Source organism: Candidatus Nitrosocaldus islandicus (genome assembly GCF_002906215.1).
Taxonomy (GTDB): Archaea; Thermoproteota; Nitrososphaeria; order Nitrososphaerales; family Nitrosocaldaceae; genus Nitrosocaldus; species Nitrosocaldus cavascurensis.
The window spans coordinates 1,484,557-1,502,967 of the sequence record NZ_CP024014.1 but is presented as its reverse complement, the minus strand read 5'-3'; the positions used below and the strand labels follow the sequence as shown (position 1 = coordinate 1,502,967).

General features: G+C 42.0%; 20 protein-coding genes and 2 tRNA genes. 17 read left to right on the top strand and 5 right to left on the bottom strand.

What is annotated here, in order from left to right:
- The first annotated feature begins 7 nt into the window (after positions 1-7).
- From CRG89_RS07925 to CRG89_RS07895, 8 genes are all read left to right on the top strand, one after another.
- Complete coding sequence (locus CRG89_RS07925) at positions 8-508, top strand: NuoI/complex I 23 kDa subunit family protein (RefSeq protein WP_103287716.1); 501 nt, start codon at positions 8-10, stop codon at positions 506-508.
- The gene (locus CRG89_RS07920; RefSeq protein WP_103287715.1) at positions 501-1,109 is read left to right on the top strand and encodes an NADH-quinone oxidoreductase subunit J family protein; all 609 of its coding nucleotides are present in this window, start codon (positions 501-503) and stop codon (positions 1,107-1,109) included. Before CRG89_RS07925 ends, CRG89_RS07920 begins: the two co-directional genes overlap by 8 nt.
- 28 nt (positions 1,110-1,137) lie before the next feature.
- Positions 1,138-1,275: a hypothetical protein gene (locus tag CRG89_RS08870; protein WP_158648792.1), complete on the top strand. Its 138-nt coding sequence runs from the start codon at positions 1,138-1,140 to the stop codon at positions 1,273-1,275.
- A complete protein-coding gene (gene nuoK, locus CRG89_RS07915) occupies positions 1,260-1,568 on the top strand; it encodes an NADH-quinone oxidoreductase subunit NuoK (protein WP_103287714.1) in 309 nt (102 codons plus the stop codon). The genes CRG89_RS08870 and nuoK overlap by 16 nt, the downstream gene beginning before the upstream one ends.
- Entirely contained in the window at positions 1,568-3,115 is a 1,548-nt protein-coding gene (locus CRG89_RS07910; RefSeq protein ID WP_103287713.1) for a complex I subunit 4 family protein, read from the top strand. The genes nuoK and CRG89_RS07910 overlap by 1 nt, the downstream gene beginning before the upstream one ends.
- Before the next feature lie 212 nt (positions 3,116-3,327).
- Positions 3,328-5,301 carry an NADH-quinone oxidoreductase subunit 5 family protein gene (locus CRG89_RS07905; RefSeq protein ID WP_342747494.1) on the top strand — a complete coding sequence of 658 codons (1,974 nt, stop codon included), beginning with the start codon at positions 3,328-3,330 and terminating at the stop codon, positions 5,299-5,301.
- 41 nt (positions 5,302-5,342) lie between these two features.
- Positions 5,343-5,579: a hypothetical protein gene (locus CRG89_RS07900; protein WP_148695108.1), complete on the top strand. Its 237-nt coding sequence runs from the start codon at positions 5,343-5,345 to the stop codon at positions 5,577-5,579.
- Entirely contained in the window at positions 5,573-7,414 is a 1,842-nt protein-coding gene (locus CRG89_RS07895) for a proton-conducting transporter transmembrane domain-containing protein (protein ID WP_103287994.1), read from the top strand. The genes CRG89_RS07900 and CRG89_RS07895 overlap by 7 nt, the downstream gene beginning before the upstream one ends.
- On the opposite strand, the gene CRG89_RS07890 is transcribed toward CRG89_RS07895, so the two are convergent.
- The gene (locus tag CRG89_RS07890) at positions 7,411-8,919 is read right to left on the bottom strand and encodes a hypothetical protein (RefSeq protein WP_103287711.1); all 1,509 of its coding nucleotides are present in this window, start codon (positions 8,917-8,919) and stop codon (positions 7,411-7,413) included. The genes CRG89_RS07895 and CRG89_RS07890 overlap by 4 nt on opposite strands.
- Positions 8,920-9,079: 160 nt before the next feature.
- A tRNA-Glu gene (locus CRG89_RS07885) sits at positions 9,080-9,181 on the bottom strand.
- A 96-nt stretch (positions 9,182-9,277) separates the two neighbouring features.
- On the opposite strand from CRG89_RS07885, the gene CRG89_RS07880 reads away from it, so the two are divergent.
- The 3 genes from CRG89_RS07880 to CRG89_RS07870 all read left to right on the top strand — a co-directional run bounded on the left by CRG89_RS07880 (position 9,278) and on the right by CRG89_RS07870 (position 11,260).
- The gene (locus CRG89_RS07880; RefSeq protein WP_103287710.1) at positions 9,278-9,931 is read left to right on the top strand and encodes an iron-containing redox enzyme family protein; all 654 of its coding nucleotides are present in this window, start codon (positions 9,278-9,280) and stop codon (positions 9,929-9,931) included.
- Positions 9,932-9,999: 68 nt separating this feature from the next.
- Positions 10,000-10,131, top strand: a tRNA-Ile gene (locus CRG89_RS07875).
- Between the two features lie 112 nt (positions 10,132-10,243).
- Positions 10,244-11,260, top strand: a complete 1,017-nt coding sequence (locus CRG89_RS07870; RefSeq protein WP_197706670.1) for a methyltransferase — start codon at positions 10,244-10,246, stop codon at positions 11,258-11,260.
- 738 nt (positions 11,261-11,998) lie between these two features.
- Here CRG89_RS07870 and CRG89_RS07865 read toward each other — a convergent pair.
- Positions 11,999-12,211: a hypothetical protein gene (locus CRG89_RS07865; RefSeq protein WP_103287709.1), complete on the bottom strand. Its 213-nt coding sequence runs from the start codon at positions 12,209-12,211 to the stop codon at positions 11,999-12,001.
- Between the two features lie 531 nt (positions 12,212-12,742).
- On the opposite strand from CRG89_RS07865, the gene CRG89_RS07855 reads away from it, so the two are divergent.
- The 3 genes from CRG89_RS07855 to CRG89_RS07845 are packed head-to-tail and all read left to right on the top strand — an operon-like array spanning position 12,743 to position 15,410.
- Entirely contained in the window at positions 12,743-13,750 is a 1,008-nt protein-coding gene (locus CRG89_RS07855; protein WP_217349407.1) for a metal ABC transporter substrate-binding protein, read from the top strand.
- A gap of 5 nt (positions 13,751-13,755) precedes the next feature.
- Positions 13,756-14,505: a metal ABC transporter ATP-binding protein gene (locus CRG89_RS07850; RefSeq protein WP_103287707.1), complete on the top strand. Its 750-nt coding sequence runs from the start codon at positions 13,756-13,758 to the stop codon at positions 14,503-14,505.
- Positions 14,506-14,525: 20 nt separating this feature from the next.
- A complete protein-coding gene (locus tag CRG89_RS07845; RefSeq protein WP_103287706.1) occupies positions 14,526-15,410 on the top strand; it encodes a metal ABC transporter permease in 885 nt (294 codons plus the stop codon).
- A gap of 27 nt (positions 15,411-15,437) precedes the next feature.
- Here CRG89_RS07845 and nikR read toward each other — a convergent pair whose 3' ends face one another.
- Positions 15,438-15,872 (bottom strand): nickel-responsive transcriptional regulator NikR, encoded by a 435-nt coding sequence (gene nikR / locus CRG89_RS07840; protein ID WP_158648791.1) that lies wholly within the window; start codon positions 15,870-15,872, stop codon positions 15,438-15,440.
- Between the two features lie 105 nt (positions 15,873-15,977).
- Positions 15,978-16,511, bottom strand: a complete 534-nt coding sequence (locus CRG89_RS07835; RefSeq protein WP_103287704.1) for a ferritin-like domain-containing protein — start codon at positions 16,509-16,511, stop codon at positions 15,978-15,980.
- A gap of 34 nt (positions 16,512-16,545) precedes the next feature.
- Between CRG89_RS07835 and CRG89_RS07830 the strand changes: the two genes are divergently transcribed.
- The 3 genes from CRG89_RS07830 (at position 16,546) to CRG89_RS07820 (ending at position 18,346) form a co-directional block, all read left to right on the top strand.
- The gene (locus CRG89_RS07830) at positions 16,546-16,980 is read left to right on the top strand and encodes a ribonuclease HI family protein (protein ID WP_103287703.1); all 435 of its coding nucleotides are present in this window, start codon (positions 16,546-16,548) and stop codon (positions 16,978-16,980) included.
- 36 nt (positions 16,981-17,016) lie between these two features.
- Entirely contained in the window at positions 17,017-17,463 is a 447-nt protein-coding gene (locus CRG89_RS07825) for a hypothetical protein (protein ID WP_148695109.1), read from the top strand.
- Between the two features lie 154 nt (positions 17,464-17,617).
- Entirely contained in the window at positions 17,618-18,346 is a 729-nt protein-coding gene (locus CRG89_RS07820) for a signal peptidase I (RefSeq protein WP_103287701.1), read from the top strand.
- The last annotated feature ends 65 nt before the right edge of the window (positions 18,347-18,411 follow it).

Below are 18,411 nucleotides of genomic sequence, written 5' to 3'. Positions count from 1 at the left end.
TGGATTAATGGGTTCGGTCTCAGGTATGCTAAGGGCACTGGCATCTGGTAGCAAGCATCTAGCAATAAAGAGGTTCACCCTACGTTATCCAGAGCAGAAGTTGAAGTTCGTTGGTGATGGCTATCAATTCGATCCAAAAGATGGTGTTGGGATTGTAGGGTATAGAGGCAGACACATCCTCTACCATGACAAGTGTACTGGCTGCCAACTCTGCTCAATAGCATGTGAAGGTATAGCAGAAGCAATAAGCATGGTTAAGGTTGATAAGCAGTACAAGCAGAACAAGAAGGGTATAATGCCCCAGATAGACTATGGGAAGTGTGTCTTCTGTGGGCTCTGCGTTGATGCCTGTCCATTCTATGCATTGTTTATGACAGATGATTATGAGTTAGCAGCATACACTAAGGAGCATCTAATATACACACCAGACCAGCTTGCTGTGAAGCCAAAGTACCAAGGCACATACGAGATAAAGATAGATGAGTTGGGTGCATATCATGATGAGTGATCCCTACTTCATAGCAGTATCTGCCATAACAATTGCATCAGCCATAATAGCACTCGAGTTCAGGGAGTTGATATACGGTGCAATAGCCCTTGCAATCACACTCCTAGGCATTGCAATGTTCTTTGTGCTCCTAGATGCTGCATTCGTTGCAATGTTCCAGATAACAGTTTACGTTGGTGCAGTTGTAGTACTCATAATCTTCACGATAATGCTTGTTAGAAGAGAATCATGGCTTAAGCTTGATGAGGGAGGAAGGAGGAGGGTTATGGGTGCGGTTGTGGCATTAGCAGTTATAGGGCTCGTTGGTGCTCTACTTGCAGGCTCAAGCATAGCAAGATGGCAAGCATCTGAGAATGCTCCAACCCTAATACAGATAGGGGAGGAGATGCTCACATACTACTCTCCAGCATTCATAGCATTGGCATTGACACTTGCAGCATCTGTAATAGGTGCATTGGTGCTTGCAAAGGTTGAGAGGGGTAAGGAGAGGGAAGGAGGAGGTGTAGAGAGAGAGGCAGAGGGAGAGGAGAGTGCAGAGGGTGTTGGTAGTGAGGAGGAGAATAGGGTAGGGGAGCAGGAATGGGAAGGGAAGAGTAAGTAAGCAAGAGAGGAGAGGGGTGAATTGGCAGATGGTAACAGCAACAGTTAGATATGAAGTCAATACCAGTGTTTTGAAAGTGTATGAGGGAAGAAGGATGATGATGGAGAGGGAGAGGGAGGAGGAGAGAAGGAGAAGGAGGAGGAAGAGTGTATGGCAGAGATACTAGATTATACCATAGTCTCAATAATACTCCTTGCAATAGGCATCTATGGACTTACTGTGAAGAGGAACTTTATAAGGATGATCTTTGCTGTAGAGATAATCATTAACGCTGCAAATCTAAACCTTGTAGCATTCTCTAGGCTAATGCCAGTTCCAAATTCAACAGGACAGACATTCGCACTATTCTCAATAGCAATAGCAGCAGCAGAGGTTGCGGTTGGGTTAGCGCTGATAATAGTTGCATATAGAATATATAGGAACATAGATATCAAGGGGTTGAAGAGGCTAAGCGGGTAATGTACTACCTATTGCAGGCTGTCTTCATACCACTTCTACTATCACCCCTAGCCTACTACATAGGCAGGAGGTATGGGGTAAACGCATCAACATGGTTCACCTTTGCAATAATGCTGTACTCTACACTCATGCTACTCCTAGCCTCTATGCAGGGAAGGTATGAGGAGCACTATCCATGGAGCCAGTTGGGTGAGTTTGGATTACTCCTTGATGGGTTGAGCATACCATTCGCTTTAATAATATACATACTCTCAACAGTGCTGGTGCTCTACTCAAAGCCATACATGGTTCACAAGATAGTTGAACAGTACGAACATGAACATGCAAATGCTGGGGGTGCACCAGTTAGAGCAGTTGTGGAGGTGCCAGTAGAGTATATCAACACCAACATGGGCATATACTATGCATTGTACCTTGCATTTGCCATGGGTATGCTTGGAACTGTACTTGCTACCAACCTTGTACAGTTCTACATATTCTTTGAGTTGATGCTTGTACCATCATTCTTCCTGGTAGCCTTGTATGGCTATGGTGCAAGGAAGAGGATAGCACTCATGTACCTCTTCTGGACGCATGTTGGTGCTGTAGTACTCTTGATAGGACTCATAGCCATGGGTCTATCTTCCAACAGTTTCGATATCTCTTCCATAGATGAGGCTATGATAGATAAAGGTCTGCTACCATTCATAGCAGGAGCCATAGTTATAGGGCTTGTAGTAAAGTTAGCGATATTCCCAGTGCATATATGGCTGCCATATGCCCATGCTGAAGCACCAACTCCTATAAGCGCACTCTTATCCCCAGCTATGATAGGAATAGGAGGGTATGCACTGGCAAGGCTTGTAATGCAGTTGCTTCCAAGCACCTATGCAGATATCTCTATATGGTTGAACCTTGGAGGGCTTGTTACCATGATATATGGAGGAGCAATGGCACTAATGCAGGATGATGTGAAGAGGGTTCTAGCATACTCCAGCATAAGCCAGATGGGCTACTTCCTCTTTGGCATCTCATCCCTAAGCGTTATAGGTTCTACTGGTGCTGTGATGCTATATGTTAGCCATGGTACTGGTAAGGCACTGCTCTTCATGATGGCTGGGATGCTTATAATGCAGGCAGGGACTAGGAGCCTTGCCAGACTTGGTGGGCTAGCAGGGAGGATGCCAATAACCGCAGTTACAGCAATGATAGGAGGGTTGGCAATAATGGGCATACCACCAACAAATGGGTTCATGGCAGAGTGGATGCTATTCCTTGGTGTGCTTGAGAGCGCTGTTAGTGTAGAGCATGGCTCCCTTGTAAGGGTAGTAGCATTTGCCCTAGCAATGGCAGCAACTGTGCTTACAGCAGCATACATACTCTGGATGTACAAGCGTATATTCTATGGAAGTAGGGAAGGTATGGAGCATGTTAGGGAAGGCTCTATGTACATGACTGCACCAATGATGTTCCTTGCAGTACTAACCATAGTGATAGGCATATATCCAGATATGTTTACCTCGATCATAGTACCATTCATGAAGGCATTGTTTGGAGGAGGGTTATGATATGATGATAGGAGAAGGTGGATGTGATGGGGTTATGAGTACTAGCATGAATAGGATGGGGTGAAGATGGAGAGATGATGGTAGATCTAAGCATGATCATAAGCATAATAGTGCTTGCAGCAGGGGCAGTAGAGGAGAGTGCTGATAGGTTCATCCATAATCCAGAGTTTGATGCTCTAGCACTCAACATATGGCTTGTATGGGTACTTCCTATGATAGGTGCAATGTTAAGCCCGTTGTTTGGAAGGATTGGTAGTAGAGTTAGGGATACAGCACCAGCAGCATTCTCACTTGCAAGTGCAATACTAGCATCAACACTCATCCCCATAGCACTTGCAGGGGATGAGGTACATAGCCAGTACACCTGGATACCAGATCTAGGCATAAGGGCTGGTGTTATAGCAGATACCCTAAGCATAATTATGAGCAACCTGGTAGCATGGATATCCTTCCTCATCATGGTATACAGCATAGGCTACATGAAGGGCGATCCTAATCTGGTTAGATACTGGTTCTTCATGAACTTCTTCATAGGAAGTATGCAGTTGATAGTGTTATCTGATAACCTACTCATGCTCTTCTTCGGCTGGGAGGGTGTTGGCCTTGCATCCTATGCGCTAATAGGCTTCTGGTACAAGGATAGGGTAAAGGATTACGTTGGTAGGATAGGTCACCATGCATGGGGTATAGCACAGTACACATCACCATCGCATGCTGGTATGAAGGCATTCCTCATGACTAGGGCGGGGGATGCTGCAATGCTTGCTGGTATGTTCCTCATCTTCATACATGCTGGCACATTCGAGTACAAGTTACTCCTTGAGGATACAGAATGGGCACATGTGATGCAGTCAAATGGCTTACTTGTACCTGCTGCAGTACTGATATTTGTAGGGGCAATAGGCAAATCTGCACAGTTCCCACTACATGAATGGCTCCTTGAGGCTATGACTGGTCCAACATCAGTCTCAGCACTCATACATGCAGCAACCATGGTTAAGGCAGGGGTATTCCTCGTAGCAAGGCTAGGTCCATTGTTCTTTGCTGTAGCAAGTATGGATGTTGGAGTATTCTTTGAGGTTGTTACATGGGTTGGGGCAATAACAGCATTCATGCTTGCATCCCAAGCAATAGTGAACAAGGAGATAAAGAAGGTTCTAGCATACTCAACAGGCTCTCAGATAGGCTACATGCTACTAGCATTAGGCATAGCAGGTCTATCAGCAGAGTTCATAAATGGTTATACAGCAGGGCTCTTCCATCTTGCAAGCCATGCTATGTTCAAGGCATCGCTATTCATGGCTGCTGGAGGTATACTGCATATAGCAGAGAGTAGGTTCATGGATGATATGGGAGGGTTGAGGAAGCATGCTAGAAGAACCTATATATTCATGCTTGCAGGTGCACTCTCCCTTGCTGGTGCACCAATAATAACATCAGGCTTCTGGAGCAAAGATGCAATATTTGCATCACTACTAGAATCCCATTACATTTATGCTCCAGTACTCTTCTGGATGGCATTCCTTACAGCAGTGATGACTGCATTCTACACCATAAGGATGGTAGGTATGGTGATGTTTGGGGAGAAGAGCAAGCACTTGCAGGAGTTGGAGCATCATGGGCATAAACTCCATGATGTTAGTGCTGTTATGTGGGTACCATTCGGCATACTTGCTGGGCTTACTATAGCAATAGGTGTAGCAGGACCATTTGTAGAAGGGCAACTCCATGAACTCTTCTCTATCTTCCTACTCAACTCATATGGTATAGAGAGTCATGGAGAGGTTGCCATTAATCCTGAAGCGGTAGCATCATCTGTGATAGCATTTGGTATAGGCTCTGGTCTTGGCTACATATTCTACATAAGGAGAGCAGTAAGTCCAGAGGTTGTAGCAAGGAGTGCAGTAGCATATGCAGTATACAGGTTCTTAGAGAATAGATGGTATGTTAACAGCATCTACTACTGGGCATTCGTTATAGCACCACTGTTAGCATCTAGGCTAACATGGAGATACTTTGAGATGATTGTTATAGATGGTATAAATCCAGCATTCCAGTTTGCAATGGCATGGTGGTCAAAGGTTGTAAGGTATATGCAGACTGGTGTTGTTCAAACATACATATACGCATTTGCAGTTGGGATTATATTCGTACTACTGCTAGTCATAGCAGGGAGTGGTGCATAATGATGGTGGCTGTTATTGTTATTATTATGGTGATTATGGTTATGGTTATGGTTGTGATGGCTAGGGCTATAAGTATGATGATAATGAGCATGCTAAGGGTCATGATTAGGATGGGGATGATGAGCAAGTATACGCACTCAACTATGCATGGAGGTAGAGATTTGTATGGTTGTAGTAAGCAAGGTGCCGTTGGTATTGGCTATGTTAGTAATGGTAGTAGTAGTAATAGTAGTAGCTATTGTGTTTGTATAGGTGGTGGTATAGCATCATGGTGGTAGATCTTTACTCTACACCAGTCATAATTACCATAATCCTTGGGGTTACAGGTCTAGTCCTTCCATTGCTTGATACATTCAGGAGGAGGGATATGAGCCATAAGGTGCATGGTAGCATAGCCTTTGGCGCACTAATCCTCTCCATAGCAGTTATACTTGCTAGGATAGCATCTGGCTCTATACCTCTAGGCATAACGTTTACAGATCAGGTTATGGCAGATGATATGTTTGGTTCATTCTTCAGCATAGCTATGCTAATAGTTGCAGTAAGCACTGTAGTCTCATCAGTTGAATATATGCGTAGGGTACCAAACCCAGGACCTTACTACTCCCTCATCCTACTCTCATCTATAGGCATGGTCATACTAGCATACTCTACAGATCTGCTTATGCTTATAGTTGCATGGGAGTTGATGAGCATCCCTACCTATGTCCTTGCAGCCTACAGGAAGAGGGATCCATTGACAAACGAGGCAGCGATCAAATACTTCCTGTTTGGTGCACTTGCATCTGGCATACTCATATATGCTGCATCTCTCATCTATGGCATAACTGGCTCAACCAACATAGCAGTAGTTATACAGTCACTCATCAACATAGATAAAGGATTGGGGCCATTGGCATTAATAGCATTAGCATTACTCATAGCAGGCTTTGGGTTCAAGATGGCTCTAGTCCCATTCCATATGTGGATCCCTGATACGTATGAGGGTGCACCAACACCAATAAGCGCACTCCTCTCAGCAGCAACAAAGAAGGCTGGGTTTGCAGCAGCATTCAAGGCAGTGATATTTGGAATGCTTGTATTCAACGTTGAGTGGAGTCTGATGCTTGCTGTTATAGCAGTACTCACAATGACCATAGGTAACCTTGCTGCTCTAACGCAAAGGAGTATGACTAGGATACTTGCATATTCAAGCATATCCCAGGCAGGTTACATGCTTATAGGATTGAGCCTTGCTCCATACTCAGATCTTGCAATGCAAGGTACACTCTTACATGTTATGAACCATGCTGTAATGAAGTCCTCAGCATTCATTGCTGCTGCTGGTATAGCACTGGTCATAGGCACTATGAACATAGACCAGTATAGAGGTATAGGACGTAGGATGCCAATAACATCTCTAGTAATGGCTGTATCACTGCTAGCACTTGCTGGAGTACCGCCATTGAACGGGTTCTGGAGCAAGTTCATACTCTTTGCTGCTGCTGTTAATGCTGGTTCTACAGTATCATGGGCCCCATACCTTGCAATAGCAGGTATATTAAACAGCGCACTATCTCTAGGCTACTATGCATGGGTGATAAGGCGTATGTACTTCGATGAGCCTACTTCTATCCCAGCATTGAACCAGAGTTATGTGTATGGTAGTGTGGGTATGCTCAAGGTAAGGGAGCCTAGGCTTATACTTGCAGTACTTGCATTTGCTCTAGCATTCATGGTTGGGTTTGGAGTATATCCTGCTCCACTGATATCATTTGCTCAAGCATCTGTGCCAGCAAGTGATGTATTCTCTACACTACCAAGAGAGTTGCAGTCTAGCATGCAGGAGCATAGCAATAGCAATGCTGAGAGTATGGATGGTAGTAAGAGTAACAGTAACGGTAGTACTACTACATACAATCAATCTGTTCAGGCTGGTGAGGTGGGTGCAAATGGTGTTAACAGTAATGGTAATGGTAATGGTGATGGTAAGACTGATGGCAGTAACAATTACGATGGTGGAGTTAATTCTACCGCTAATGGTGAAGTAAGAGTAGTGGAAGAAGATAAGGCAGTAACAACCGTAGTAGAAGGTTCATCACACTCTAGCCCTTCCAGATCAAGAACCCCTTAGCCTTCAGAATCTCTTAGCATATACTCTATCTCCCTAGCAAGGTAACCCTCATCAACCTTTGAGAGATCATATCTATAGTAATCGAATCTATCTGGATCGTACTTGCATATAACCTCTATAGGCTCACCCTTTGCAATCCTCTCCTCTATAACCGATCTATGAGCATATGCTGTAAGGAATCTGTAGCCTCTCCTCTTAGCCTCTAGTATGAATGAGTAACGTAGGAGATGGCCACCATTTGCACCCCAGTATGGATAGTCTATACTTATTGGCTCAAGGTATATGGTATTCCTCTTACCCTTATTCTCATCCCTAGTACCTCTTCTCAGCCTATATAGTTCAAGAGGTCCACCTTTGGAGTAGCCAAGTATGTTATCCCCATCATCATTGCTAGCATCATCATCATTATTGCCATTGACAATCTTCCTCAACGTGATGAGCAAAGTATCATTACGCTTAAGTGTAGATACGAACTGCTCATCGCTAATACGCATTGGAAGTGGTAGTAGTTTATGTAATCTAAGGAGGGAGTTTATGCATGAATCTGAACAACAATAACCACCATTACTATTCTCAACCTTAATGTTGAACCTTATGAGCCCCTGTCTTATCATCTCCCTTATCTCCAACTCTCTTGCATATGCTTCTTTGAATGAATTAACGTTATTGTAGAACCTCTCCCTGTACTCTGCTGGTACTGCTGAGAGGATGAGATCAAGCATATCCTTCTCATCCTCCAGCATTATTTTGAAGTACTTAACAGCCTCTCTATTTATCATGGAGGGATGCCAGCCTAGTGCATGGGCATTCTTCATTGCAAGCTCCATACACCCATTGTAATCCTTCATCGCATATCCTGCAACCCTCTCTGCTATAGAGACTATCCAACCAAGCCACATGTAATGCTCCCTTTTACGATCGTTCTTAGGTATACCAGCCCTTGTAAACAACTCATCAATCCTATTCAATGCATGCTCCTTTACACTGCCAGTGAATGGAAATGCTGTTCTGTATATCATCGCTATAACTATATCTAGGTTGAGATCAACGTACTCAGCGAACTTTACTATCCTCTTGTTGTTCCTTAGGAACCACTCAACAGAGTCCTCATTGGGTCTATCGAAGTCCTTCAGTGGATCAAAGTCATGGAAGAGGGATGCAAAGAATAGGTAGTAGAGGTCATCCTTACTTAGCCTATTCCTAAGCGTATCTGCTATAAGTAATGTAAAGTATGTAGCCTCAAGTTCATGATCAATGTTATGGTAGCCATAGTAATCTGGACCCAAACCCTTCTTTGAGAACTCTGTTATTGCAAATTTTATAACACTCTTAACCCAGAGGTCTTGAAGCCCTATATCAACAGCAAGATCTATTATCTTATCCTGTAGTAATGCCTGCTTACTTATTCCAAGCTTGTAACTGAACCACCAAGGGGCAAGTTTTATCCTTTGATATATCTCATACCACCAAGGATATGGTAGGGTAAGAGGGTTATTTACCGTCATACCATCACATTTGTAATGGTTTTGATTATCTATATATAGTTTAACGTCTTTCAACCTTAATCTGTGCTAAATTATATAATATTGTTGGTCAATTATATGATTAATTACATTACAGAATAGAAAGATCATAATAAGGTTCCATATTTATTATTAATTATAGTGCTCCGGGCGGGACTCTCCCATGCATATATGCAGCATGGTTTGAACCCGCGATCTGCGGCTCGAAAGGCCGCCATGCTTGACCGGGCTACACCACCGGAGCACACACTCTAGTAGCATGTATTAATAACAATAAAATCCTTACCCATCTTTGATGGATAGAGCAAAGATTTTTTATGGGGTTATGGGATGCTAAGCCATGGGTAGAGAGATGGTTAAGAGGATAGACGTTGAGATGGAGAGGATGAGCCTCTTGAAGCACCCATTCTATAGACTATGGTCTGAAGGCAAGTTAAGCATGGAAGCACTTAAGGGGTATGCGCTGGAGTACTTTTACCTTGTGCAAAATGTGCCAAGGATGGTTGAGAATATAATGCAGCACTATGCTAGCACAGAGTATGCTGGGGAGATAGATGTTAACCTTAGGGAGGAGAGGGAGCATGTTGCACTATGGATAAGGTTTGTCAAGGCGCTTGGGATAAGCGAGGCAGATCTTTACGCATACAATGCTAGCAGCAAGACAAAGGATGCAGTACATAAACTTCTAGAACTAACATCTACTCCTTCAGGGGTAGCAGCAATGTATGCATATGAAGCAGAACTACCAAAGATAAGCAGTACAAAGCTTGAGGGGCTGATCAAGTACTACAATATGAGCAGTGATGATGCTACTGAGTACCATAAGGTGCATAGCATAGTTGATGTTAGGCATGCAGATGTTTGGAGGAGGATGATAGCAGATATGCCTGAGCATAACCATGATGCACTTCATGCTAGTGCTGTAGAGTCCATGGCTGCACAGAACATGTTGCTGGATGCTGTGTATGAGAGGTATATAGGCAGAGAGTGCTGATGATAAGCCAAAGAGATTATATATAATATAAGTTAGTATGTAGTAAAGCCGGTTGCCTGTTAGCAGGTGGGCCCGTAACCACTTAACGTGGCGGGATGCTTAGCCTGGAAGAGCGACCGGCTCATAAGCATGAGGCTAGACTGTGTAGGAAGGAGAACTGGGAGACCGGTAGGTCAAGGGATCGAAGCCCTTCGGGCCCACTCCCATTTGGGTTCAAAACTCTCCGAACCCGCTCTAACCTAAGCGTCCCATCAAGGGTTACAAATTTTCCAACAACCAAAGCTTTATTATCTTCACAAGCGTATCTTGATCATGTCAGACTACGAAAAGGTTGTCGATACTATACTAGGCAGATGGAAGAGTCAAATCCTGTACGCTGGCGTAAAGCTTGGAATCTTTGAATCGCTAGACAGAACTCCAAAGCATTACTCTGAAATAGCTCGGCAATTGAACCTCGATGCTTCATTGCTTTATCGACTTTTGCGTGCTCTTGCTTCACTAGGATTTCTGAATGAAGAGGGCGACAAGAAATTTACTATCACATCCATGGGAGAACTTGTTCGAAAGGATCACCCAGAGACTCTAAGGGGAGTTGTCTTACTGGAAGAAGGTCCTGAGCACTATGCAATCTGGAAGCATCTATCTGATATGATAAGAGATGGTAGGCAGGATGGTTTTGTGCGCGAGTTTGGCCTCAGGATTTTCGACTATATGTCACAGAACCCTGCGTACAGGGATGCGTTCAATTATGCTATGGACAGCTACTCTGCCAGAACTACAAAGATGGTGCTTGAAGCCCTGAAGGGCTACGACTTTACTAGGATCAAGAGTCTGTGCGATATTGGCGGTGGGCACGGACACCTAATCTGCAGCATCCTCCGTGAACATCCGCACTTGCAGGGCATTGTGCTGGAGCTTGAATCCACAATTAACAACAAGGAGCTGCTATGGGCTGAAAAGATGGGTGTGGCAGACCGGTGCATCTATATAGCAGGTGATATGTTTAAGGAAGTTCCACGCTCGGACGTATACGTCATGAAAATGATCTTGCATGACTGGAACGACGAAGAATGTGTTGCGATTCTGTCAAACATCCATAAGGCATCCCCTCTAGGTGGACGAATTCTTATAGCCGAGCATGTAGTGCCTGGCCATGAAACTCCCCATTTCTCAAAGCTGTTTGATATACATATGATGTGCGCCCTTACTGGGAGGGAGAGGACAGAAAAAGAATATGCAGCATTGCTGGAAAGAGCGGGGCTGCAATACTTGCAGACACACTACCCTCCATCGAAGACGATAGGGGTGGTTGAGGGAATCAAGTGTTAATCTTACCTCTATCCCATATTCGTCAGTCCGCAGGTAAGCATCTTTGTATTACTCTTAAAGATGAACTACTCACTAATCAACCAACCTATCATGATAATCCCCTTGATCTAGGTTGTATATCTAAATACTGTTATGGCTTATTCTCGCAGCATTTGAGTATCTTCTTTAGGAATATCTCTATCTACATCCAATATACTTCTAGTATATGATACCCTTAGAGCAAGTATCTCGCATCTATATCTCTAGCATGATACATAGACATTATCACCATTAAGCTTTGTCTTGTTTTTATCCACTGCAATAATCCTCCTCTACTTCTTATCAGGCTACTTCAATATGCTCTTCAAAGCATTATGCCACTGCCTAACAGCTTCGTACTATAACATTCAATTTTGATATACTCCTTAATGATAAGCCAGAATAGTGTATAAGTGCAGCAAGAACCTTATCCTCTAAAGGTACCTTATTCCTCTTGAATATATGAGACTCTCTAGGCTAATAAGGTAGTCCAATTCACTTATGAGAGTAATTAGAATAGCAAGCATAAATGTTATCTTGACAATCCCGTCTCTAACTTCAGCAAAGCCTATATAATCAATTTCTTGAATTTATTGTAAATTTTGATACCATTCTTTATACAAGAATTATAAGGATTTTAGAGGATTCTGAACCCAACGGGTTTAAATATCTTTGACCCACCATCATATGATTAAATAATGGAAGGAAGAAAATATTGTATTACTGGCATTTATGATTGCCCATACGCCTTCTAAGATAGAGTACTGTAGTTGCTAGTGTGATAGTGATAATTGCTATTGTTCCCAAGACCCCTCCTGGTACAACATTGAATGCAACACTTGCCTTTATGGATATAATCTCACCATCACCAAACTCTACTAGAACAATCCAATCTCCTGCTCTATAAAACGTTATATCTGCTATAGAGACCATATTGCCTCAACCTCCTCCATACTATAACTCCTCCTTATGAAACTCCAATCTGAGGCTAAAAGCGTTATTTAGCGGTATTTGTTGGTGTATCAGTTACTAGTATGCATTGCATATGCTCACCTATACTTATAAGCATATCCCTCACCAGACATGCTAGTATGTCTACACTACACTTCTTAACATTCACTAGAAGTATCTTACATCTCTATTTAGGCTAGACTATATCTGGCTTATGGTTACAGTTATGCTTGAGATAAATGACGATGATGCTAGAGTGATCTTTGGATCAATGTGGTGCCAGAGTTTAAGTTATGTGCTTATAGTACTGGTTAGTGTAATGCTTGCTGCATCTATATTGACACACAATAGAATAGGAAGCAAGCGTACTCTGATTGTCTTTATTATCCTTATCTTTTAATTTTGTATTACTTGGTATCAGATTAGTAATACTCAGTCGATGTCGACTGATTCCATCTTTTCAGTATTACTAGGTGATAAAATTTTAATACTTGCATATCGAAGAACACGTAGATGGAAATACCATTATTCGCTGCAGGAAGTATACTAACGATCACCATATTAATCGTGCTAGGTACAATGGGTATTCCTGATGGTGGGAGAACCATCTCTGATGATGGGAATAATAAACTTGTTATTATTACATCTGTAGCTCCTATAACTAATATAGTTAAGAATGTTGTATGTGAGAAAGTAGATCTGATAGGGATCGTTCCAGAAGGTGTAGATTCACACACATTTGAACCTACTCCTTCAGATGCTATAAGGATAAGGAGTGCAGATCTGGTAATCATAAATGGTCTTAACCTAGAGGTATCATTTGAGAGGATAGTAGATGCAGCGAAAGAAGATAATCCAAGGATACAGTTACTCAAACTTGCTGATAACACTATAAGTCATGAAGAATGGATATTCGACTTTTCATTCCCTAAAGAGAAGGGAGATCCAAACCCACATCTCTGGCTTAATGTTGCATATGTCATAAGGTACGTTGAACTAATAAGGGATAAACTAATAGAGTTGGATCCAGATAATGCATCATACTATGCTAAGAATGCAGAGCAGTATATAGCAAGGCTAAGGATGCTAGATGAAGGTATAATGAGGGCAGTGCAAAGCATCCCTGTAGAGAATAGAAAGTTACTAACATATCATGACTCATGGGCATACTTTGCTAAGCGTTATGGGATGAAGGTTATAGGAGCAGTACAGCCATCAGACTTTGGCGAACCTACTCCTCAAGAGGTTGCAAGGATAATAGAGCAGATAAGGGAAGAGAATGTTCCAGCGATATTTGCATCAGAGGTATTCCCAAGCAAGGTAGTAGAGCAGATAGCAAGAGAGGCAAATGTTAAGATAGTTGAGACTCTAGCAGATGATGTACTCCCAGGTAGAGTAGGAGAGCAAGAGCATACATACATTGGTATGATGCTTGAGAATATGCGTAGCATAGTAGTACCATTGGGCGGTAATGTTGATGCACTACATGGTATAGATCCAAGAGATGTTTGCAATGGTTGAGGTCTATGAACATGGGTAGAGATGATAGTAGGGTGGTAGCAGTAAGCATAAAGGATATCACTTATGGCTATACCCATGCACCAGTACTTGAGAGGATAAATCTGGATGTGAATAGAGGAGAGGTAGTAGGTCTGTTAGGCCCCAATGGTTCTGGCAAGAGTACATTACTCAAGATCATAGCAGGACTCATCAAGCCATGGTCTGGTTCAATAGAGTTTGGCGATGGAATAGGTAATAGACCTGTTATAGGCTATATGCCACAGGTAGATGGTATAGACTTGGACTTTCCTATAACTGTGGAGGAGGTTGTAGCACTAGGTCTATGGAATAGATCTAGAGGAGTGATGCCATGGCATACTAGCAGGAATGTTAGAGAGAAGGTGTATAATGTACTTGAAGATCTTGGTATGAGTAGTAAGGCGAAGAGTCAGATAGGGGAACTCTCTGGAGGAGAGCAGAAGAGGGTCTTCCTTGCAAGAGCAATAGTGCATGATCCAGAGTTACTGCTATTGGATGAGCCAACAACAGGTGCAGATCCAAGCACTAGAGATGATATACTAATGATGCTTTATGAACTGAATAGAAAGACAAAGGTAACCATAATACTCAGTACGCATGATATAATTGGTGTTGCAATGAACCTTCCAAGAGTAGTATGCCTTAATAAGAGTATAATGGCAGATGGATATGCTAAGGATATACTTACAAAGGATAACCTGCTAAGAGTTTATGGTCTGATAGATTCTATTAAGTAGTATGATAGGAGGAATTGTATATGAGCGAACTCAACACACTACTCCAACCATTTCAGTACGAGTTCTTCATTAGGGGTATTATAGTTGCTATACTTGTAGGAGGAGTAAATGGTCTACTAGGCGTGTATGTAGTGCTGAGGGGTATGAGTTACATAGGACATGGACTCTCCCATGCAGTCTTTGGTGGTGCTGTAGTAAGCCATATGCTTAATATCAATATCTACATTGGTGCACTACTATGGGGGTTAATCTCAAGTATTGCTATAAATAGAGTTAGTAGAAGTGGTAAGATTAGGGCAGATGCAGCTATAGGTGTTATAAGCACAACAGGATTTGCAATAGGTGTATTCCTAATAAGTAGCAGTAGGAGCTTCACAAGGAACTTTGAGGCACTACTCTTTGGTAATATTCTCAGCATAACCTATCTTGATATGATTGTAATAGCAGTAGTCTCTACCGTAGTAGTTGTATTCTTCCTACTATTTAACAAGATTATGTTATTTACAATATTTGATAGAGAGACTGCAAAGGTATATGGAGTAAGGACAGATGCTGTAGACTTTGTATTCTCTATACTCCTTGCTATAGTTGTAATAGCAACAATGAATGCAATAGGTGTTACACTACTTGCAGCAGCAATAGTTGCTCCTGCCATCTCTGCTAGACTATTAACAAATAACTTCATCAAGATGCTAATTCTATCTACAGTAATTGGTGCTATAACAGCATTTGTAGGTATGTATCTAAGCTTCCTCTTTGATTCTGCTTCTGGCGCAACTATAGTACTGTTTAGTGCTAGCGTATTTGGAATAGTAATTCTATACAGAGTCTATCATAAACACTTGCACAGAAGGGTAATGCATAAACACATGCATAAATGGGATCCTCATGAACATAATAGTTAGTTAACATCATCTCAACTTGCTTCCTAATTATATTACTTTAACAAAGTTCACCTTTATGCTCTTTATTCCCTTCTTCTCTACCAATTCCTTGACAAGCCTCTTTATGCTCCTAGCATCTCCTCTTACTAGTATAGCCTCAAGGCAGTTATCATCATCAAGGTGCATATGCGTGCTAGCGGTAACTATGTGATTATAGTTGTGTTGTATAAGGGTTAGAGCCTTCTCAATATTTCTAGTATGTGGATCGTATAGGAGCTCTATCAAGCCAGCACCCTTGCCAGACTCATTTCCAGAGAGCCATTCATTCTCTGATATGAATGCCCTCATAGCTGTCTGTATAGCCTTCGATCTATCAGTAAAGCCAGCCTTCTTGCTAACTCTCTCGAAACTAGCCAGTAGATCAGATGGGAGGGATATGCTGATCCTTACTACACCACTCTTGCTATTACTACTATTCCTCACCAACCTTTCTTAACCATGAATCGTATATAAATAAAACTATCTCATAATACATCTATATAACATGTTACAAATAGTTATTAATAAAAATGATAAATCTCTTGATATCTAAAACTGCTCTATTATCTCCTTACCTTCTTCCCTCTCTTCAACTTCCCTTAACTCTAGTCTAGCAAGTATATCCTCTAGATCCTGCTCCTCTTTAACCTCCTCCACTAGTATATCTTGAAGTATATCGTATGTAGCATAATCAACATCCTTAACCTTCTTTATCAATTCATTGTAATGCACTATAGCAAGACCCTCCATCTCTAATGCCTTCTCTATAGCATCTCTAAGCGTTGTATACTTGCTTGGATCAACATTACCAAATATACTCATGTTAGCCCAATCTGCTGGCGAGGTTGGGGCCATTGCAGCAAGTTGGTTGAGCCTCTCAGCTATCATACCTGCGTGATTCAACTCCTCCATAGCAGAGTCCTTGAACTTCCCTGCTATAGTTAGAGAGCCTATGCCTTGCATGTATAGTGATGTATACCAGTAGTAATGGAATGCCATGAGTTCGTTGCAGTATGCAACCTTCAAATCATCAACTATCTCATCTATCCTAGAGCCTACTATCTCTCTTCCCTTCCTTCCCATGTAGATTATACACCTCTCATGCTTAAAAAGTTATATGATGAGTTATGGACTTGCTAGTGTGAGCATATACCTGTATGTTGATGGTGCAAGCAAGGGTAACCCTGGGGATGCTGCAATAGGACTTGTAATAAAGGATTGTAATGGTAATGTATTGAGGAAGTACAAGGAGTATATAGGTGTAGCAACCAATAACATGGCAGAGTATATAGCATTGAAGAAAGGGTTAGAGATTGCAGCAGAGTATGGTAATGATATAACAGTGATGATGGATAGTAGATTGCTTGTTAAGCAGATGCGCAAGGAGTATAAGGTAAAGAAGGCTCATCTACGAGAGATGGTAAAGCAGATAGATGATATCATAGCAAGGAATAACCTCAACGTAAGTTATATACACATACCGAGGGAAGAGAATGCAGATGCGGATAGACTTGCAAACGATGCAATCATCGAGTATTATAATAGAGCATAATAATATAATATATTGGTTTGGAGCAAATGAGTGGATATGCTAAGCATTACAGCACTGCATATACATAAAGTGTTAACCTATTCCATACTCTTCCTACTCATACTATTCTTCATAGGTTCACTTGAGTTCATGCCAGATGTATACTTCTCTAACAGACCTATGCTTGATCTACCCGCATGGGTAGAGAAGCTCTGGCATTATATACCTTGGATAATACTTGCCTTATCTTCACTTGATATACTCTTGAAGTATAAGAAGGTAGGTAATCTTAGGCTACTCTTGAGGATTCATTGGATAGACATCATCATGATTGCGCTTATCCCATTCCTGTTCATATTCAAGGTAGCAAAGATATCCCTCAAGGTTTACAAGATAGTAAAGACAGGTAAATCCTGGTCAAAGTTATCCCATCTGATTAAGAAGATACTCCTCCTAGGAAGGTCTCCAAAGAATAAGAGTACAAGCCCAGCCTACCTACTCTAGCATTATTTGCTACAGTCATGGCTATATATGGGCTAGGCTATAGTACACCTGCAGCAGCTATGAAGACTCAGAGTTAATCTGAATGGAAGATGATGATAAGGCATTGATCTGAGCTGCTAATCTAGTAAGGTTTACTAATAGGAGAGAGTATATCATGTTGTTGCCAAGCAAGAACCTGAATAGAGCAGTGAAGGATGTGATTATAATAGTTATTGGGGTAGCATCTGTATGGCTTGCTCTTAGGGTAGCCTTTGCTACAGATAACCCGTTCTATGTAGTCTCTAGCGAGAGTATGGTGCCTACACTTCAGGTGTATGATGTTATAGTGGTAAGGAATGGCTCAACGTTTGAGGAGGTCAAGCCTGGAGATATAATAGTATTCCAAAGCCCATCTACACATGACAGGGTTATAGTGCATAGGGTTGTTAAGGTAGAGCACTCAAGTGAGAAGGTTATAACAACAAAGGGTGATAACAACCCCATCTCTATACCTGGGATAGACTATCCTATAACAAAGAAGGAGTACATAGGTAAGGTTGTCTTCGTTGTACCCAAACTGGGGTTGGTTAGCAAAGTGCTTAGCCCTCCAGTAAACTACATAGTTATAGGGATAATACTTGCTGTTATATTCTTGAGTAAGCTTAGGGATACTAGGGAGAGTATGAGGAAGGAGGGGGAGGAGAAGAAGGAGGGAGATGGAGATTCTAGCAAGTTAAGCGATGTAAGGTTAGATGGAAGTGCTACTGAGACTAGCAATAGAAATGGTAATACTCAAGTAGATAGTAGTAGCACTTCTAACCATCATGCTAGAGAGCCCATCAACGATACCTCTACTAGCAAAGGTTCAAGTGATGAGGTTAGGAGGAGGGATGATGAGCATTAGCATGTATGTAGGTTTGATGAGACCTTACAGTTAGGTAGTACTCAGTAATATTTATATCTATGATT

Bases quoted from the DNA above. Each gene is read 5' to 3' on its own strand.
- CRG89_RS07845 (WP_103287706.1), top strand. From the start codon at position 14,526: ATGAGCGAACTCAACACACTACTCCAACCATTTCAGTACGAGTTCTTC.
- CRG89_RS07825 (WP_148695109.1), top strand. From the start codon at position 17,017: ATGCTAAGCATTACAGCACTGCATATACATAAAGTGTTAACCTATTCC.
- CRG89_RS07830 (WP_103287703.1), top strand. From the start codon at position 16,546: ATGATGAGTTATGGACTTGCTAGTGTGAGCATATACCTGTATGTTGAT.
- CRG89_RS07905 (WP_342747494.1), top strand. From the start codon at position 3,328: ATGATAGGTGCAATGTTAAGCCCGTTGTTTGGAAGGATTGGTAGTAGA.
- CRG89_RS07900 (WP_148695108.1), top strand. From the start codon at position 5,343: ATGGTTATGGTTGTGATGGCTAGGGCTATAAGTATGATGATAATGAGC.
- CRG89_RS07890 (WP_103287711.1), bottom strand. From the start codon at position 8,919: ATGACGGTAAATAACCCTCTTACCCTACCATATCCTTGGTGGTATGAG.
- CRG89_RS07855 (WP_217349407.1), top strand. From the start codon at position 12,743: ATGGAAATACCATTATTCGCTGCAGGAAGTATACTAACGATCACCATA.
- CRG89_RS07925 (WP_103287716.1), top strand. From the start codon at position 8: ATGGGTTCGGTCTCAGGTATGCTAAGGGCACTGGCATCTGGTAGCAAG.
- CRG89_RS07880 (WP_103287710.1), top strand. From the start codon at position 9,278: ATGGGTAGAGAGATGGTTAAGAGGATAGACGTTGAGATGGAGAGGATG.
- CRG89_RS07920 (WP_103287715.1), top strand. From the start codon at position 501: ATGAGTGATCCCTACTTCATAGCAGTATCTGCCATAACAATTGCATCA.
- CRG89_RS07870 (WP_197706670.1), top strand. From the start codon at position 10,244: ATGTCAGACTACGAAAAGGTTGTCGATACTATACTAGGCAGATGGAAG.
- CRG89_RS07835 (WP_103287704.1), bottom strand. From the start codon at position 16,511: ATGGGAAGGAAGGGAAGAGAGATAGTAGGCTCTAGGATAGATGAGATA.
- CRG89_RS08870 (WP_158648792.1), top strand. From the start codon at position 1,138: ATGGTAACAGCAACAGTTAGATATGAAGTCAATACCAGTGTTTTGAAA.
- CRG89_RS07820 (WP_103287701.1), top strand. From the start codon at position 17,618: ATGTTGTTGCCAAGCAAGAACCTGAATAGAGCAGTGAAGGATGTGATT.
- nuoK (WP_103287714.1), top strand. From the start codon at position 1,260: ATGGCAGAGATACTAGATTATACCATAGTCTCAATAATACTCCTTGCA.
- CRG89_RS07850 (WP_103287707.1), top strand. From the start codon at position 13,756: ATGAACATGGGTAGAGATGATAGTAGGGTGGTAGCAGTAAGCATAAAG.
- CRG89_RS07865 (WP_103287709.1), bottom strand. From the start codon at position 12,211: ATGGTCTCTATAGCAGATATAACGTTTTATAGAGCAGGAGATTGGATT.
- CRG89_RS07910 (WP_103287713.1), top strand. From the start codon at position 1,568: ATGTACTACCTATTGCAGGCTGTCTTCATACCACTTCTACTATCACCC.